Origin of the sequence: Brassicibacter mesophilus (assembly GCF_050433385.1) — a bacterium.
GTDB lineage: Bacteria > Bacillota > Clostridia > Tissierellales > Proteiniboraceae > Brassicibacter > Brassicibacter mesophilus.
In genome coordinates this window covers 39,270-56,465 of sequence record NZ_JBNPXI010000018.1, presented here as the reverse complement: position 1 = coordinate 56,465, position 17,196 = coordinate 39,270, and the positions used below count along the sequence as shown (strand labels likewise).

Here is a 17,196-nt window from a genome sequence, read left to right as displayed (position 1 = left end):
CATTTTTTTAGTTTTCAGTATTCTCTTCTATCTTCACATCATATAACTCCATCATCATATCTTTTATCTTATCAGGATTATGAGTAAAATATGACAACCTAGTTCCTTTTATCGTCTTGTACTCTCCATCTCCAGGTAAGGTAGTCATGCTTATATTTTCCATATCTATCCCCAAAGCGTTGGCTGCATAAACTAGTGCATCACTTAATCCAACATCTGTTTTTACGTAAGTAAAGCAAGCTTTTATTACATTAGGTAACTTTAAACTAAGAGATTTCTTTATAGCTGAAGCTACAAATTGTTGCTGAGCCTTTATTCTTCCTAAATCACCATCAGGATATCCTACTGTCATATCGTTATTATGTCTCCATCTTAGAAACTTTACAGCCTGTTTCCCATCTAGCACCTGTTTTCCCTTTGGAATGTCAATATATAATGGTGGTTGTCCAGCAGTTGTATCTCTATATTCCATATGGAATGGTACATTTACTTCTACCCCTCCAAGTGCATCAACAATCTTTGCTACTCCTTTATAGTCTACCATTACATAATGCTCAATAGGCACGTCCCCTAAAACTTTCTGCACTGCATTTTTAATACCATCTATACCATCATTTCCATAGACTGCATTGATCTTTCTAGCATCTGCACTTTCATGACCTTTTCTGTAATAATAAGTGTCTCTAGGTATTGATATCATATCCACCTTCTTAGACTTTGTATCAAAGCTAGCAAACATTATCGTGTCAGTTCTTGGTCCTTCCATACCAAGCAGCAAAAAGTTAACTCGCTTGCTTTTGCTTATTGCTCGCTGAAGCGGATCTTTGATTTCCTCTTCATCAGACTTGTTATCATCTTCTTTCCCACTAGCTGTATCTGCTGGATCTTTTTCAGCAGCTTCAGCATTATAAAATTTGACATAAGTAAACACTCCTGCACCAACTGCTAATATAAAGCATAAAAGTGCAACCGAAAAAACCTTTAAAAAATGCTTCAAAGCATACACCTACTTTCTACGTAAAGAATCATTACAAAAAACTTTTTAACACATAAGTCACCTATTATAATCATAATTTCATCTTAATCTAAGTTTTTGCTTTTCCAGTATTAATCATTATTATAACAAAACAGCAGGTAATAAAAGGTTAAAATTATATTACATTTTGGAGAATAATTATAAGAATTATATCATTTAATGGCTTTATTTTCAATAAAATAAAGAGTACTGTAAAGTACTCTCATCTTTATTCTGATTTATTAGCTATTCTATTTATATATTTCTTTGCCAAAATTCCTTTTCTAACAAGCCTAACCTTACCTACATCCTTTATCTCTTTATCTGTCTCAAAATCAATTGAAGGTGTCTTGCCTAATGCTAATATCTGACTTGGGTATACGCTTCTGTGTCCTACGGTTAAGTAGCTTACCACACATGCTATAGATGCAAGTGAAGCAACCTCTACACCAAAAAGCTCCATTGCCATAATGATTGCTGCAATTGGTGTATTTGCTGTAGCAGCCAAAAATGCAACCATTCCAATAGCAGAAAATAAGGCTATGTTGTTATTAATCAGCGTCCCCCATAGGTTACCAAATGTAGAACCTATATAAAATATTGGAGTTAATATCCCCCCACTACCTCCAGATCCCAATGTTACAGAAGTAGTAAACATCTTAGCTATAAAGGACATTGGTCTTACTTGCGTTCCTGCTAGTGAGTGGTCAATCACACCAGTACCTAATCCTATATAATCCTTTGTTCCTGTTAATATTACAACTAATACTAATATAATTCCTCCTATTATACCTTTTAGAGGTTTGTAAATTTTTATGTTCTTAATAAACTCTTCTATTATGTGAAGTACTCTAATAAATATCATAGCAACTAATCCAATAACTAGTCCAAATAAAACCATTCCTAAGAAACCTTTTATACTATTTTCATTATTAAAGTTAATTATATACTCAGGATATCCACCTAAGATAGCCTTATTTATCATTAGACTAACATATGAAGATATTAAAGATGGTAAAAATGCTAAGTACGAAAATCTGCCTACATATAATACTTCTGCTGCAAATATTGCTCCAGCTATTGGCGTACCAAAAACACCAGCAAAGCCAGCGCTAACACCGCATACTACGAATCTTTTTTTATCCATACCTGACAATTTGAACATATTTGCAAATGATGATGCTATTCCTGCTCCAATTTGAGCACAAGGGCCTTCTTTACCAGCAGAACCTCCTGATATCAGAGTTACAAGAGTTGCCATAAGCTTTACTGGTATAACTTTGATATCTATTTCTCCTGATTTCTTGTGCACTGCTTCTATAACTTTTTCTGTTCCGTGACCTTCAGCATCTGGAGCAAGCTTAATTATAAGATATGAACTTATAAAGAATGCTATAGGAATAAATAGATAGTAGTAGTCAATCTTAGTAAAGTTATTCTCTCCTATGTGTAATAAATAAAGGAAAAATGCTGTTGCGATACCGACCACGCCTCCAGCAAATACAGCTAGTACAGTCCACTTAGCTAAGCTACATAAAAGTATGCTGTACTCAAAAAAGTCTTGTTTGATCTTGTTCTTCATTAAACACCCTCCACACAAAGATAATTTTTTAACAATGTCCCACCTGTAATACGGCATAGCAAAACCTTTATCTAAACTATCTGTGTTTAAATAAAGGTTCTTTTTTTCAAGGTAAGAGCAAACGAACTATTCATATGTATACATTGTACCTTATTTATTTATTGTTTTCAATAATTTTCTATCTATTTCGACAATATTAATGTAAAAAAATAACTTGTTCCTATATATTTTATATATACTTATTGATGAAATTTTAATTTCATATAAAAAGCTAATCATGAAAATATAAAGATTTTAGTTCATTTTTAACCTTTTCAGTTCTTGTTTCTTTAGCCAACTTAGTAAATAGACTATGTAATTCTTCATAGTCTAAATCTTCGATTTGTATTATATCATCGTAGTCCATATTTGCATAAACAGAAAATTCATTTGCTATAGCCGTCAAATCACTGATATAGTCTTTAATTTCTTCTTCACTAGGTATATTATTCTTATCACTTCTTTGAAATGCTATAGTCCATTCTTGTAAAACACGTATATACGCCTCAAAAAAACTACTCGCATATCCATTTCCTATATAGTAATCATTGCTTGTTGATTTAAAATTATAGTATATAGAATAAGATCTTATACAAGACCTAGCTGCATCCAAGTTTTCTTCGGTTTTAATTAGAAATCTTATCTTTGAATTAATATCATCCGATCGTTCAACTACTTTCATATTAGTATGTGCGCCAGCTATATGATGCTTTGATAGTGAAACGATATTATGAAAGTAAGCATCTATTACTTTATTTCTTTTAACAAGTCCAGATGCTAAATAAACATTAATCGAAATTAATAATATTAATGCTATGATTAACATTCTATTCCTTCTGCTTAATTTATAATTGAGGTGAAAATAATAGTTTTCACTTTCACTGAATTTTGACGTTCCTAAGAATTCTTCGTTCTTATCTTCCATACAATAATCACCCCTATTGAATAGGTTCGCCATCCTTGGCTATGCCGAATATTAAATCAAACATTTCTCCTTGGCTTCTCATTTTTTACCTCATAAAGCATAAGTACCTTTTGTATCTATTTATTGAACACCTGCAATTTTATTCTTAGAGTCTAATAACTTATAACTGAAAGTTATTACTTAGCAATTTAATAAAAAAATATATCCAGCAGATAATCAATAAAACGAAAACTATTTTGTATGCTTTTTTACTTTTGAATTTCTCTACTGAATCTAAATACTTCTTCTTGAGCGAGAAAAAATAGTAGACATAAGCCACGTATTTTTTCAGAAAACCTAAGATTATCAAAAAACCTAAGATATAAGCCCAAAGAACAACTGCACTTAAGTAAATATAATTTGAGTTATGGGTATCTGAAATGATCAGGAAAAGCGTTACAGGTATTAACATAAATCCATAAAAAATCTGTAAAAATCCAAAGATGATTTCTTTCTTCATATTTTGAAACAGGTCATCATTTAGTCGTTTTAAAATTCCCATAACCTCATACTCTCCCCTTAATTCCTATGTGGTTTATTATAAATCCCTAAAAACCACTTTGTAAGCATTCTCTTTTGTCTGAAGAAATATAATATATCACTTAAATAATCTAATGTGCTTACACCATATCTAAATCTATCAACCTTCCTCATCATCCAGTTTCTATTATCAGGTACTAAATCAATACCACAAGCAGCAGCTATATGTTCAACAACTTCATCTATAGTCATGCTATCAGTAATGATATGTTCTTCAAACAAATCATCACTTAAACTATTAATACATCTCTCTATTTGTTGAGCTGCCCATGAATCCCTTCCATCCCCTCTTTTCTTCAATCTCTTCAACAAAGTTTCTTTGCTAGCCAATAATGAGAAATGCTTAATATTAATCCCTTTACGCTTTAGTTTTCCAATTACTTCATCGAAGTAAGCCTTATCAGTAATTGTCATAGGAACTATTACAATCCCGTCGTGCTCTCTACCGATATATTCAAGCATTTTATAATTAAATTCCCTCCACATAGGAAAATCTTGAAAATCACTTAACTTTAATTTAGAAGGAATGTTATCTCGAATAAAAAATCCAACCTCTTCAGGATCATAGACGTATGAATTTGGAATTCGTCTCATCAGTTCATGTGTAGTATGCGTTTTTCCACTTCCGAATGCTCCATTAACCCAAATTATCATTCAGTACCCCCCAAAATTCTGTCTTTACTAGCTCTTAAAATTAGTCTTGTCCATAGGTATGTTCTGCAAAACTGGCAACCTCAACAAAATTATTCTTTTCATATAATATTCTGGCATCAATATTTGATTTAACAACTCGAAGTCTTACATTTTTAATCGATTTGCTTTCAATCATATTTATAATACAGTGTGCTAATATATAAGTTCCATATCCCTTATTCTGAAATACCGGCTTGACATCAATATCAGCTATATAGTTCTATCCATTTATTATACAGTTAGAAATATAATAAAGCTATAATAATTGTTCCACATGAGTCGACCTTACTCAATTGAGATACACCTAATCTTCTGTTATATGAAGTCATCAGTTATCTTTATTTTACCTCTGTGTAGGGAAACAATGCTGAAAATAATAAAGTCAAGGCAAAAACAAAAACTGAAAGTCCAAGCCATTTATAAGCTATTGGAAATACTGAAGATATAAATAGATAATCTTGACTAATACACCATAAAAGAACTGACACCAGGATAATAGATAAACTACTTTGCAATATATGTAAGAAACGAGACTTCTTCGATAGTGGTGCAAACTTACGTCTGTCAGAAATAAGACCCTGTACTAATCTCCAAAGCTGCCACAATACAATAAACAAAATTATGCCTATCAAAGTCCATAGTACCTTTTGTCCCCAAATAATTTTACTCATTCCAACTGAAGAAAACCCATTCCATTTCGCCCAATCATTTAATATATAAGCAAAAAATGGCCAACTTCGCTGGCTATTAGTCAAAATAGCAATACCATCACCTGTTTCAGGAACAGCGTGAAAATGAGTCATTACGCCCCCGCCCTGACCCCCATTAGCAACTGCTTGCTTACCATTAGATAGAGTCTCAATGTAATACCCTAGTCCATATGAATCAAAGGCAAGACCATAGCCACCAATTTTTTTGACCATTGGAGTGTAGAGTTTATTTATATTTTGAGAAGTAAGCACCTCATGATCTGTATAAAAATAGTTTGACATTCCGGCACTAACAAAAGTAGCTATATCCTCTACACATGCAAAAAGCCCTCCGGAAGCTTTTTCAGGGTAAACATATACCTGTATAGGATTACCTTTTAAATCATAACCAACTGGTACTTCAGGTTTCAATTCTTCATTCCAAGTAAAACTAGATTTGTGCATCCCAAGTGGTATAAAAACCTCTTCTTCCATGTATTCTGCAAAATCACGACCTGTAACCTCTTCTATCAGTAACTCAAGTAAATTATATCCCGTATTTGAATATGAAAATGATAAACCAGGTTCTTGTACAAGAATAGCTTCTTCAGATAAACTTTCTTCTAAAGAAGGTACTTTTCCCTTTGGAGAATAACGTTCAAAAATATCCCCTAAAGGCATACCTGCGGTATGAATAAGCAACTGCCTTACTGTTATATTTTCCTCTGAAAATTCAGTTTCTGGGAATTCCCAGTTTCTTATGTGTTTCTCCACTGGGTCATCTAAACCTATCTTACCCTGTTCAACTAACTTCATTACTCCCCAAACAGTTACCGACTTAGAAATAGACTCTACCCGACAATAAGTATCAGTGGTCATCTTTCGCCCTTCTTCAAGATCAGCATAGCCATAAGCCTTAGACCACATGGTTTCACCCTTTTGAATAAGAGCAATATTGACTCCTGGAATACCATAATCTTTCATCAAAGTAGGAATACGTTCATCAAGATAGGTAGTGAACTCTTCTAAAGAAGCATATTTCTTAACATTCTCTGTTATATGATTTTTTAAAAGAGATATTACCAGTACAAAAGAGATTATTAGTACAACTAGTACTCTAACCCATAGTCTATTAATAAGATTTAATGAACCTACATTTTTAGTTCTCATATTATTCACACTCCACTAAATTACTAACTTTCTATAAATGCCACCTTACTCTATTTCTAGTCGTTCCCAATTTATCTTTGAACTCTTTTGTCCATAGCTTTATCACCTATAAAAAGTGCTGTTTCCTAAGACGATGTAAAATCAAATTACTGTATCACCACGTGGATTTCTTCAAGTCTTTATTGTTAGAAAAATACATAATTGTTCCTTTCTTTCCTCTATCTTTATTTCGTATCTCCTAAATAGACTTGCCTTTACATCTTTTCCTATCAATATAATATTCAACAGTATTTTCCAAATACCTTCTAGATGACTGCATTTAAATCTGCCATATAAAAAAGTCTTTGAACAATGTAATTTTACACTCTCAAAGACTGTACTAATCTTATTATTTTTTAACGATTCCAGTATTCACAGTTTTAACAAATATTTTCAAATCACCTTATTGAATAAATTAGTAACTTCTTTTATATCTATAATCTTTTGCATAATATGAATATCACTTCTTAATATTAGTGAGCTTTATACTTGCAAGTTCTAAATTTGCCTTCAATCCAAAATGTTGCCTCAATGGCTCTAAACCTTAATAAGTAACATTTAGGATCTTCAATCCCTTTCTTGAAGAAATTTCGATCGCAATCATCATCAAATTTTCTTTTCTCATCCATGTCAGTTACTATTTCAATATCACCAATTAGTGTGACGCTGTCACCACCAAGATAATAACAAACACTTGCTTTAGTATTATTTTCAAAATGAGTCGATTTCCCATTTAGATGAGACCTTTTTGACGTCATAAAATAAATTTCGGAAAATCCATTATTTCTTATTTTTGTTATAGCACATATACGTGGATATCCTTTTTCATTAACAGAAGCAAGTGTTACAACCGTACACTTTTCTAATAATTGAGAAGCCTTTTCTTCGATTTCTTTAATTCTTTCTTTTTGAATTTGGCTAGCTGTTTTTCCCATAGTTCTCCTCCCTTTGTTAAGTAGACTATATCTGTTTTCTTTAACACACTTAATATAGATATTTTGAAGTGCTACAATATTTTATTTTCGCTTTATAGGAGCTAATAAATCTAGTTGTTTATCTTCTACTCTTGTTTCACTTGAATTAAAGCTGTTATAGTCTATACATTCTTCGAGCAACCTACGGTCTGCTGCGGGATTCCAATCAATCTCATACTTTTGATTATTCTTTACCCATTCCCAGAGCTGCTGCCATCGTTCTTCAATTATTGGCAATTGAGTTGGAACTGCTGCAAACAGACCCCCTTCATATTCTTTTCTATAAAAAGGATTTGGTACTAATAAATTATTAGGTATTACTACCCACATTTCATATCCATAAACTGGATTGTTATCTTGTGGCTCCGGATTATTAAATCCAAAATGTCTGAATCCATTTTTTTCATGGAGTGAATTATCATAAATAAACTTGTTTACAATCTCTGCACAATCATCCTCTGGAGTAGTACTTTCAGCTCTGTAACAAGCTAACACCATTGGGGGTAACTTGACAATTCTTACATCACCAACTTTACTATAACTTGAATATCCTGACACAGTATCATCCCTTTCTGAGAGAGTGATTTGAAGCGCATTTATAAACTCCCGTATCGCTGTGTTGTTTGATACATCAATAGTCGTTAATAATTCCATTATATTGTTTTGTTTTTTTACTGATTTAATAATATGTTCTAGTACAATGCTTAAAGCCTGCAGTTCTTTAACTTCATGCCTTGTTTGACTTAAATGTTTTTGTAAAGTTATAATAGCATACGATAATTCATCTGATTCAAATATTTCTTGTATTAACTTAATCGGTAGCCTTAGTTTGCGAAGCATTAATATCTGTTTAATTCTAAAAATACTATTATCATCATAATATCGATATCCATTATCCATTCTAATGCTTTTTACAAGCCCAGAATCTTCCCAGTAATGTAAAGTCCGATTTGAAATATTGAACTGTGCAGCAATCTCTCCTATCTTTGTTGACATAAATGCATCCCCTTCTCTCATAATCAGTATATAGTCTTACCCAACGTTAAGGTCAAGCCAATTTTATATCGTTCATTTCTCGAGGTCGATGCTCGACCCCCAGTGAAGAGATGTATGTTGATCTATTGTTCTATTGTTATCAAATCTCATTATTTAGCCATTTTCCCAATTCAGAAATCATATTTGCATAATGACAAATGACGTTTATTGTTTCCATTACTTGAGCAGTCCCCATCTGCTGCTCTGCTTTATCTGTACATTCAATCCATAGAGACCGTTTTAAACTATATTCTAACCAGCCTAATTTGCCTAAAAAACCATTAATTAAGACCATTTTCCAATTTGCTTTTAGTTTTCCGTACGTCTTTCTATATCCATCTATAAAAGCTAGAAATCTTTCTTTGTCAATGTTTCCAGTTTCAGTTTCAGACCAGTAAAAAGCTGTTTCAGTTAGCTCTTGCATAGGATTTATATAGCCAGCTGCCTCCCAATCAATGATAATGGGATTGTCTTGGTTCCACATAACATTTTTAGGATCTAAATCTCTATGGCTGATAACCATATCTGATGCAAGTAGTCTTGCTGATTTATTTGCTTGTTCATTCCAATCATAAAGCTTATCAATGATTTCTAGCAGCAATTTGCCCCACATTGTATTATTTTGTTGTCCTTTTTGCAAATAGTAGTTCCAATCTATCAGCTGTTCATTATCTGACCAGTCATTAATTATACCTAGTTCTGAAAAATCCATCATATGTATATCCGCAAGAATAGTACCTATTTTTTCACAATGGACTATATTGATTTCATTTGATTTCAGACTTTTGCCATCTATCCAATCAAATACAAGATAAAATTGATTGTCTATTTCTTGCATGAAAGTGTCATTAAATTTTTTAGCTGGAAGGGCAGGTATATTATTTAAGGCAATATTGGCAATTCGCTCTGAATTTAGAAAATGCTGCATTGCTTCAGATTTAAGCATTATCTTAGGATTTAATGCTTTAATTGCATATTTTCCTTGTGTGGTTTCAATAGCATACATTCTGTGTAAAAGCCCACCCGATATCGCTTTAGGCACACCTACTATTTCACCAAGTTGCAAAATATTACACAATTTTTCAAACTGCAGATTATACTGTATATTACTCATTTTTTTGTACTCCCTTTTATATTTTACATGCATTATGAAACAATTCTTATACTACTATTATCGCTTATTTTTTATATCAGCAACAACGAAACCATTAACTGAGTAAACTTGGACCTCACTAGCCCCGGAATCTCAAATAGCTGTTTTAATATCTTCTGTTGTTACGTATGCTTTTCATGGTATGCCTTCAAACACCTTATTATCATTCAAGTTCAAGACTCTTTTTTAAGCTCTCACAATTTTTAATAAGTCTAGGTCTTAAATTTACTAAAACTCTCTATTTCAATATCACTAATTTCCTTTATCGTTCGGTAACTCTTTATAAAGGACTCTAATCCTAATTTTGCGTTTGCTTTGTCTAAATCATCTAGGTCACGCAAAGCATACACAATATCGATTATATAGTAAAAATACATTGAATCCTCAAAATCTATTGGTTTCATTGCTTCAATTTCTGAATTTATTCCTTTAGCTTCAGTAAAAATTACATTATCTCATTTAATAAGCCTGTTCTTTTTTACTTTGCATTAGGTGATTTTTTTCAAGATAAAATCATAACCCAAAACTCTATTTCACCAGTTCCCGATTTTCTTTTAAAGGAATTAACTTTCTTAAATCCTATCCTCTCGTATACTTTTATTGCACGTTTATTAAAAGCTGCTACAGTTAAACGAAACCTTTTTGCAGATAATTGATTTCGTGCGAATTCTAAACCACTGTTTAAAAAACCAAATCCTAATCCTTGTCCACACAAATTAGGCTTCATTCCAAGCCCAATGTCAGTAACATCTTTATCATCATAAACTCCAAATTGTCTGCCTACTGGAACTTGGGCTGATTCTCCAAAACAATAGTACCCTAAAAGATTATTTTCTCTGTCCGTAACTGAAAAATACGGATTATTAAGAAGCTCATCTATGCAGTCATCACTTTCATCCATGCTATAAATTGAATATGGCTCTTCATAAATCCATTTTGAAATTTGATTTGCCTCGTTATAATTTATTTGCTTTATATTTAGTTTCATGATTAACCCCCTTATAAACTCCTTCAAAAAAATTAACACAAGTGTCAATTTTACTATATCGTTCTATTATGCATTATCTTAAATTTTGCGTTATTATAAATATTTCCCTTTCCAGTAAAGAATATATTAAGAATGTATACTGCTTATCTGCTGGTCATGCTCATTTTCTACCGTATGTAATCAATAACCCAAGTACTTTTAAAAATGATTTTCTTTTTTCAGTATTTCTAAAATATTCTGATATTTTAGAATGCACTTTAATATAAGCTTCCGCATCAACTCTGTCAATCCCACGACTCATAAATAATTCAATAGTATTTTCTCTACTGGATATACTAAAAGATTCATCCCATCCATTAATTTCAATAAAATCTTGTACTTTCTCTTCGTAATCCTGCATATCGGGGTCTACATACATTACTTTATCATTCATACGAATGTCAATATCATGCAAGCCTAACTGTTGCATATAAAATGGTAATCTCATTCCAATTGCATAATCTCTCCCCTCACACTCCAATTCTTTCTTCCATACCTTATGAAAATCAAAGGATGTGCAAAGATAATCATAGCTAATGTCATCAATGTATAATCCATCATTTTCAAATTCTCTATTTACATCTACACAAACAACAAGACCGTCTTTCTTAATAGAATCAACCATTTTTTTCAATACTTCCATCGGTTTGTTCATATGCCGTAATCCAGCTTGACAGATAGCTATGTCATATTCTTTGTCTATTTCCAGAGAATATATGTCTGATACGATAAAATTTACATCGGACTCAGTATTATTAAAATTTAATTTAGCCTTATCAGTAAAATATTCGTTATCAATCCCCGTGTAGGTACTTCCCTTAGGCAAAAGCTCAAGTAACTTCGTTCCTAAGTAACCTTCTCCACACCTGAATTCAATAACATCAATTGGTGATTTCACATGCCAAACATTTTCTAAAAGAAATCTTAGATAGTCATTGTTCCAAAAGTATTTTCTATTTTTATAAAGCTTATCAGTTTTTCCATTCCAATTATCACGATTATCTGTGTTCCTTGGTATGTATGATTGCTGACGTAGTGGTTTTAGACCTAATAGTTCGTCTACAGAAACATTAAAATACTCAGCTATACTTGGCAATAAAGCAATGTCAGGCATTGTTGTACCGGTTTCCCATTTACTTACTGACTGGAAAGATACGCCCAACACATCTGCTAAATCCTGTTGACCTATTCCTTTATCTTTTCTCAATTCTGCAATTTTAAGTTTAACTGTTGTCATATATTGCCCCCCTTAAATTTAATAACTTAATGCTAACATAATCATTCAGTTAAACCAATAACGCAACATGCGAATTAACTCGCATATTAGTTGAGAAAACAAATTCTTACTTCATCTTACTAAAAAATAAGTACCCCATTTATTCCTTGTTATATTGCCTTCTCTTCAGCCTTATAATGTGATGTATCTCCTTTGAGTATAAATTTTCTGCTATCCTTTTTTATGTCTAAAATATTTAAACACGTAGAGTGCATAAAAGCTCCGCTCCAAAAATCCTTCAAGTCTTTATTTTCACAGTATGTAATCAATGCTTTTAAAACAACTGCATGAGTAACAACTAGTATGCTTTTTCCTTCATATTCTGAGATGATTTTTTCTACTTCATTACCTACTCTATTTAAAATTTGAGAAAATGTTTCTCCTCCTACAGGTTTATACAAATGAGGAAAATGCCAGAAATTTTTCTGCTCTTCTTCCCAAACTTTTTCAATCTCTGTATGCAACCTTCCTTCCCAATGACCAAGATAAATTTCTTTTAAGTTATCGTTAGGTATTATTTTTATATTTCTTTTGCCTCTAATTAATTTAGACGTTGCAATCGCTCTTCCACTTGAGCTAGAAATGATAACATCTATTTTTTCATCATTCAATCTTTCTCCAAGCCATTCTGCTTGTTTCTCACCTAATTCCGTAAGTTTTGAATCTTTTTGTCCTTGCATTCTACCCTCTAAATTCCATTCTGTTTGTCCATGTCTCGTTAAATATAGTTTTGTCATGATGTCCCCCTAAATAAAAGTTTCTTCAGACCAAATGCTTCTAAATCTAATATCGTAAGTATTTTTACAATGGTTTATAAAAAATGACTATATACTTTCACCCATATTCAAAGTTCTTCTCATAATGCAAAAATGGACCTTACCTACATAATTAATTATCAAAGATAATGCCATTCTCTTTTGTTCTCTTTAGGAAATTATCCTAAACCTATTCTTCATTCAACTCATACTTAATAAATATGTCATTGTACTTTGCATAGATTGTTCTTTCATTCTGTTTATTCCCGTATATCTCGGTTTTAATAGGCAATGTATTTGATACAAAGTAAGTTTTTCCTTTTACCATAGGCTCTGTCTGAGAAATCTCCTCTTCTACTTGCCCTAGTAGAACAAAATCTTCTGGTAAACTCTCTCTAGTATTTCCAGTATCTCCGTATACATGACTTTCTTTTGAAATCATAGGTTTATAATCCCACTGTTGTCCTTCAGCATCTTCGTTCCCAAGTTGCCGAACACATCCTGCACTTACAGTAGATAAAAGAATTGCACTAATAACAACCAGCAGTAAGTTTTGGAGCTTTTTCATATTAATTCACTCCTTTATTTTATGATTTACCATTCATCTCCAGGTATTCTCAAATAGAAGGTGAGTGCATTGTTAGCTGTAATAGCAATGTGCTTTACTCCTCTATATATATGCTTTGAAAAAATCTTCCTTGACCATCTATGTAGTTAGGTCTCTCAAAAAAATTCTTTTCTACAAGATATTCATTTATACTTCCAAATACTTGATGCCATAATTCATTTGCTATCTCTTTTATATCTACTTTATGTTTTATTGCTGACAATTCCTTATAATCATTATTTAATTTTTTGAATGTATTATCTATCTCATTTTCAATTATACATAAAATACAGTTAGATATTTCTTTTAATATACTAATATCATTTGCTTGAAAAACAGGAACTTTAAAAGAGATTTTTGATTTTTTATCTTCTCTGACATACCCTAATTCTTTAAGAAAATCAAATCTTTTTCTTTCCATTGGTGATAAATCACTAATACAAATATCTTCATTCAACACACGTTTTATCAGTATTGCACAGTTTTCACCCAACATTTGATTTTGTTGCTCTATTAATTTTATATAGCTAAGATTTAATTTATCATTATCTGTAGCATTTTTTAAACTTGAATTAACTTGCCTAAAAAATCTATAAAGATCTTCTCTATTTCCATTACCATCTCCAAAGCTATTAAATCTAATATTCTTAACCTTATAGTTATTACTGCTACACAGAATATTGTCACTAAAATCAAACATTTTTTCACTTTCTTCAAAACCTATTAATATATAATCTCTATGTCCAAGCTGCTCTTTTGAAATTTTAAATATTTCTCTAGTTCCAAAATATTCAATAGCGGTTCCATCAAATATGTAGTCACCAATAATATGGTATAGTAATCGCTCATAAGAAAAATATTTATGCGCACTTAGTTTTGATACTAATTGATGAAGCTTTTCCTTATTCATGATTACTAAATCACCAATTTTTTGCGCCGTTTTTTTTGAAAACTTATCTAATAAATGCAGGTCTTTCTCTAAAAAAACAGGAAAATTTATCGAATACCTATCATTTTTCACTAAAACCATATGTATTTTTTCCATAGCATTTAAAATATTCTCCAAGTATTTTAATTCACAATCTAATAACTTAGCAATATCATTTGCTTTCAATTCAAAAGGCTCAGAATGGGCAATTAGAAATAAAATCTCTGGTGTATTTTCTTTTGCAAATATATAAAACGGATTCAGTTCATCATATTGCCCACAATCTCCAAAATGAAATAATTCTATTTTACTAGTCAACACCTTCACTCCTTTTAACATACTACTTTACAAATCGATAAATACTATATTTTTCAGTCATATTATTTTTTAAAGCTACTAAATCCATTAAAATTATTACTTATTTCTAGATAATCTTTCTACTAGCTATAAGCTTCTTCTATGCCTTACATGTATTGGAGAATTGTATCCTTAACTATTCTCTCACAAATTGGTAATATCACTAGATTTCCTACTGAAAAATAACTTGGTGGAGTTGACCTATGTATCAGTTAATAACATTTAGAGTTTCTAATAATAACATATCAAAACGAGATTCAACATATCTTAGAAAAGCTTTATATCAAACTATGTTAGCTGGCATATATAAGAGGGATAGTGGATATGCAAATACTGTATTAAGAATTCGTTATGATAAAAAGATTATTGAATAAAATCCTTCTATGGTAACTTTCATTGTTACTTCTAGTATATTCTACTTTTTTTCAAAAAACCCTTGATAACCATTTGATGGTTTAGATGATGGTTGTTATGGGAACTTATTCTCTCGATATATCAATGTGAATCTAGTATTTTTCTTAGAGCTTTTTCTAACTCTCCATTATAAACAGCATTCAGAGACTTTTGAGCCCATTTAGGAAATTTAGACCTTTTATATGCAAATATCAAATTAACAAGGATTGATAGCCCATCGTCAATTATTTTCTCAGTTTCATCAATCTCACCATATTCTTTAATAAATACTTTTCCAGCCTCTTTTGATAATGATGAGCATACATTTCTAATGTCACTATATTTATAACCTATTCCCAGTAAATTATAGTCAAACATTATTGCCTCTTCTTTATCTTTACTAACTGCAAGATTAGTCCAATAGAAATCATTATAAGTCAGAGTTTCTTCAAGACTTCTAATTTTATTAGAGATAAGATCAAAGTTATGAAAGATTAAATTCCATACTGGGTTATCTATGGTATTAGAGCAGTTTCTTATTAAAGAGATATTTTCTTTTGTGATAACATCAATTTCCCTATAAAAATCTCTATCCTTTTCAGATAAATATTTTGCACTCTTATTGTGTAAATCTCTATACCAAGCTGCCAGTGCCTTTGCTACTTTAGTATCAAATAAATCCGATCCTTTTCCAAGTCTATATTTTTTGCTTTTTTCTAAATCCTCAAGTAATAGACTTCTATATGTATAAGCAAATATTTTAGCTGTTGGTATATTTAACTTCTTAAGAATAGAATAGTTGCTTATTTCTCTTGTATATTCCTCTTTCAAGAAATACTTGAGTACATAATATTTATTCTCATATATAACTCTAAATAAATAAATTCCATCTTTGTTTTGAATTTCATGCAAGTCAATATGACTATTTTCCGATAAACCAAGTTCAGCTAATTCTTTATAAACCTCTCCTATTATATTCATCTGTTTTCCCTTTCTTACTCTAATATCAATTACGTTTGCATAATATGCTAAATATCATTTGCAATCTTAATGTACTTGTCTAGTAAATCATATATCCAATCATTGAGTACTGAAAAATCAAATCCTATGCTTCTAGCTGTCTCTGTATTTATACTATAATTATCCTCACCATTATATGGTGCAGCATCTCCATCAGGTGTATAAATCGCTTTTATACCAGTTTTCTTTTCTATATATGCATCAATCTCACTAATTGATATTGTTCCATAGCTGCTTCCGTTGATGGTGCCACAAAACTCTTGTTCTGTAAGGTAGGCAAGAAACTTGCCCGCTTCATCAGAACAGATAAATCCAAGTTGCTTTTCTCTATTATCAACAAACATCGGTATACCTTTGACTATATGTTCTACATAAAAATACATCCTTTTTGTATAATCATCTTCACCAACAACAAATGGATATCGTACGGCTACAGCATTTTGGAATGAATAATTCTGAAATAATGCACACTCTGCTTGTCTCTTTATTTCATCATATGGAAAATCTCCTCTTGAACACCATTTCAAACTAGTGGCAATTGGATTGAATTCAGTCTCTTTTGTGTCAAAATGTTTGTTATAAACCGCAGCTGAGGAAACCATAATATAGCGTTTACATTTTACACTATCTAAAATATATCGTACGTCGTTTGAACAATATGCCAAATTATCACATACTACATCATAGCTTTTATTCTTAAATGCATTTAGTAGACTTCTAGGATTTGTACGTTCAACAATAATTCTTTTGACGCTATCTCCAAATTCATCTATAATTCGTCCTCTAGTAGCAATAGTTACTTGATGTCCTTTTCTAAGTAGTTCACGTACCATATGAATTCCAAAAAACCTTGTCCCACCTAAGACTAATATTTCCAATATAATTCCTCCTATAGTCCAAAATATCACCTAACGATTCTAGTAGTAGAAACGCTAATTTC

Annotated in this window: 18 protein-coding genes; 1 reads left to right on the top strand and 17 read right to left on the bottom strand. The window is 31.4% G+C overall.

Annotated elements, in window-relative coordinates:
* Nucleotides 1-7: 7 nt before the first annotated feature.
* The 15 genes from HNR33_RS16675 to HNR33_RS16605 all read right to left on the bottom strand — a co-directional run bounded on the left by HNR33_RS16675 (nucleotide 8) and on the right by HNR33_RS16605 (nucleotide 14,804).
* Nucleotides 8-997 (bottom strand): LCP family protein, encoded by a 990-nt coding sequence (locus tag HNR33_RS16675; RefSeq protein WP_429085378.1) that lies wholly within the window; start codon nucleotides 995-997, stop codon nucleotides 8-10.
* 247 nt (nucleotides 998-1,244) lie between these two features.
* A complete protein-coding gene (locus HNR33_RS16670) occupies nucleotides 1,245-2,597 on the bottom strand; it encodes a chloride channel protein (RefSeq protein ID WP_429085376.1) in 1,353 nt (450 codons plus the stop codon).
* Between the two features lie 271 nt (nucleotides 2,598-2,868).
* Nucleotides 2,869-3,561 (bottom strand): hypothetical protein, encoded by a 693-nt coding sequence (locus HNR33_RS16665; protein ID WP_429085374.1) that lies wholly within the window; start codon nucleotides 3,559-3,561, stop codon nucleotides 2,869-2,871.
* Between the two features lie 558 nt (nucleotides 3,562-4,119).
* Complete coding sequence (locus HNR33_RS16660; RefSeq protein ID WP_429085372.1) at nucleotides 4,120-4,794, bottom strand: AAA family ATPase; 675 nt, start codon at nucleotides 4,792-4,794, stop codon at nucleotides 4,120-4,122.
* 40 nt (nucleotides 4,795-4,834) lie between these two features.
* Nucleotides 4,835-5,038 carry a GNAT family N-acetyltransferase gene (locus HNR33_RS16655; protein WP_429085459.1) on the bottom strand — a complete coding sequence of 68 codons (204 nt, stop codon included), beginning with the start codon at nucleotides 5,036-5,038 and terminating at the stop codon, nucleotides 4,835-4,837.
* A gap of 133 nt (nucleotides 5,039-5,171) precedes the next feature.
* Entirely contained in the window at nucleotides 5,172-6,692 is a 1,521-nt protein-coding gene (locus tag HNR33_RS16650; RefSeq protein WP_429085370.1) for a serine hydrolase domain-containing protein, read from the bottom strand.
* A 512-nt stretch (nucleotides 6,693-7,204) separates the two neighbouring features.
* The gene (locus tag HNR33_RS16645) at nucleotides 7,205-7,666 is read right to left on the bottom strand and encodes a pyridoxamine 5'-phosphate oxidase family protein (RefSeq protein WP_429085368.1); all 462 of its coding nucleotides are present in this window, start codon (nucleotides 7,664-7,666) and stop codon (nucleotides 7,205-7,207) included.
* Between the two features lie 81 nt (nucleotides 7,667-7,747).
* Entirely contained in the window at nucleotides 7,748-8,701 is a 954-nt protein-coding gene (locus tag HNR33_RS16640; RefSeq protein WP_429085366.1) for a MerR family transcriptional regulator, read from the bottom strand.
* A gap of 139 nt (nucleotides 8,702-8,840) precedes the next feature.
* The gene (locus HNR33_RS16635; protein WP_429085365.1) at nucleotides 8,841-9,854 is read right to left on the bottom strand and encodes a phosphotransferase; all 1,014 of its coding nucleotides are present in this window, start codon (nucleotides 9,852-9,854) and stop codon (nucleotides 8,841-8,843) included.
* Between the two features lie 251 nt (nucleotides 9,855-10,105).
* Nucleotides 10,106-10,297, bottom strand: coding sequence for a hypothetical protein (locus tag HNR33_RS16630; protein WP_429085363.1), 192 nt, complete (start codon nucleotides 10,295-10,297; stop codon nucleotides 10,106-10,108).
* 98 nt (nucleotides 10,298-10,395) lie between these two features.
* Nucleotides 10,396-10,881 (bottom strand): GNAT family N-acetyltransferase, encoded by a 486-nt coding sequence (locus tag HNR33_RS16625; RefSeq protein WP_429085361.1) that lies wholly within the window; start codon nucleotides 10,879-10,881, stop codon nucleotides 10,396-10,398.
* Nucleotides 10,882-11,041: 160 nt separating this feature from the next.
* The gene (locus tag HNR33_RS16620) at nucleotides 11,042-12,157 is read right to left on the bottom strand and encodes a helix-turn-helix domain-containing protein (RefSeq protein WP_429085359.1); all 1,116 of its coding nucleotides are present in this window, start codon (nucleotides 12,155-12,157) and stop codon (nucleotides 11,042-11,044) included.
* Between the two features lie 149 nt (nucleotides 12,158-12,306).
* Nucleotides 12,307-12,933: a histidine phosphatase family protein gene (locus HNR33_RS16615; protein ID WP_429085357.1), complete on the bottom strand. Its 627-nt coding sequence runs from the start codon at nucleotides 12,931-12,933 to the stop codon at nucleotides 12,307-12,309.
* Nucleotides 12,934-13,141: 208 nt separating this feature from the next.
* The gene (locus HNR33_RS16610; protein ID WP_429085356.1) at nucleotides 13,142-13,519 is read right to left on the bottom strand and encodes a hypothetical protein; all 378 of its coding nucleotides are present in this window, start codon (nucleotides 13,517-13,519) and stop codon (nucleotides 13,142-13,144) included.
* Between the two features lie 94 nt (nucleotides 13,520-13,613).
* Nucleotides 13,614-14,804: a hypothetical protein gene (locus HNR33_RS16605; RefSeq protein WP_429085354.1), complete on the bottom strand. Its 1,191-nt coding sequence runs from the start codon at nucleotides 14,802-14,804 to the stop codon at nucleotides 13,614-13,616.
* A 242-nt stretch (nucleotides 14,805-15,046) separates the two neighbouring features.
* Here HNR33_RS16605 and HNR33_RS16600 point away from each other — a divergent pair, with 242 nt between their 5' ends.
* Nucleotides 15,047-15,217, top strand: a complete 171-nt coding sequence (locus tag HNR33_RS16600) for a hypothetical protein (protein ID WP_429085353.1) — start codon at nucleotides 15,047-15,049, stop codon at nucleotides 15,215-15,217.
* 121 nt (nucleotides 15,218-15,338) lie between these two features.
* On the opposite strand, the gene HNR33_RS16595 is transcribed toward HNR33_RS16600, so the two are convergent.
* Together HNR33_RS16595 and HNR33_RS16590 are read right to left on the bottom strand one after the other, a co-directional pair.
* Entirely contained in the window at nucleotides 15,339-16,217 is an 879-nt protein-coding gene (locus HNR33_RS16595; RefSeq protein WP_429085351.1) for a hypothetical protein, read from the bottom strand.
* Nucleotides 16,218-16,264: 47 nt separating this feature from the next.
* Nucleotides 16,265-17,134 carry an NAD-dependent epimerase/dehydratase family protein gene (locus HNR33_RS16590; protein WP_429085349.1) on the bottom strand — a complete coding sequence of 290 codons (870 nt, stop codon included), beginning with the start codon at nucleotides 17,132-17,134 and terminating at the stop codon, nucleotides 16,265-16,267.
* Between the last annotated feature and the right edge of the window lie 62 nt (nucleotides 17,135-17,196).

Excerpts from the sequence above, each read along its gene's own strand:
- HNR33_RS16670 (WP_429085376.1), bottom strand. The coding sequence starts at position 2,597 with ATGAAGAACAAGATCAAACAAGACTTTTTTGAGTACAGCATACTTTTA.
- HNR33_RS16665 (WP_429085374.1), bottom strand. The coding sequence starts at position 3,561 with ATGGAAGATAAGAACGAAGAATTCTTAGGAACGTCAAAATTCAGTGAA.
- HNR33_RS16660 (WP_429085372.1), bottom strand. The coding sequence starts at position 4,794 with ATGATAATTTGGGTTAATGGAGCATTCGGAAGTGGAAAAACGCATACT.
- HNR33_RS16650 (WP_429085370.1), bottom strand. The coding sequence starts at position 6,692 with ATGAGAACTAAAAATGTAGGTTCATTAAATCTTATTAATAGACTATGG.
- HNR33_RS16645 (WP_429085368.1), bottom strand. The coding sequence starts at position 7,666 with ATGGGAAAAACAGCTAGCCAAATTCAAAAAGAAAGAATTAAAGAAATC.
- HNR33_RS16640 (WP_429085366.1), bottom strand. The coding sequence starts at position 8,701 with ATGTCAACAAAGATAGGAGAGATTGCTGCACAGTTCAATATTTCAAAT.
- HNR33_RS16635 (WP_429085365.1), bottom strand. The coding sequence starts at position 9,854 with ATGAGTAATATACAGTATAATCTGCAGTTTGAAAAATTGTGTAATATT.
- HNR33_RS16630 (WP_429085363.1), bottom strand. The coding sequence starts at position 10,297 with ATGAAACCAATAGATTTTGAGGATTCAATGTATTTTTACTATATAATC.
- HNR33_RS16625 (WP_429085361.1), bottom strand. The coding sequence starts at position 10,881 with ATGAAACTAAATATAAAGCAAATAAATTATAACGAGGCAAATCAAATT.
- HNR33_RS16620 (WP_429085359.1), bottom strand. The coding sequence starts at position 12,157 with ATGACAACAGTTAAACTTAAAATTGCAGAATTGAGAAAAGATAAAGGA.
- HNR33_RS16615 (WP_429085357.1), bottom strand. The coding sequence starts at position 12,933 with ATGACAAAACTATATTTAACGAGACATGGACAAACAGAATGGAATTTA.
- HNR33_RS16610 (WP_429085356.1), bottom strand. The coding sequence starts at position 13,519 with ATGAAAAAGCTCCAAAACTTACTGCTGGTTGTTATTAGTGCAATTCTT.
- HNR33_RS16600 (WP_429085353.1), top strand. The coding sequence starts at position 15,047 with ATGTATCAGTTAATAACATTTAGAGTTTCTAATAATAACATATCAAAA.
- HNR33_RS16595 (WP_429085351.1), bottom strand. The coding sequence starts at position 16,217 with ATGAATATAATAGGAGAGGTTTATAAAGAATTAGCTGAACTTGGTTTA.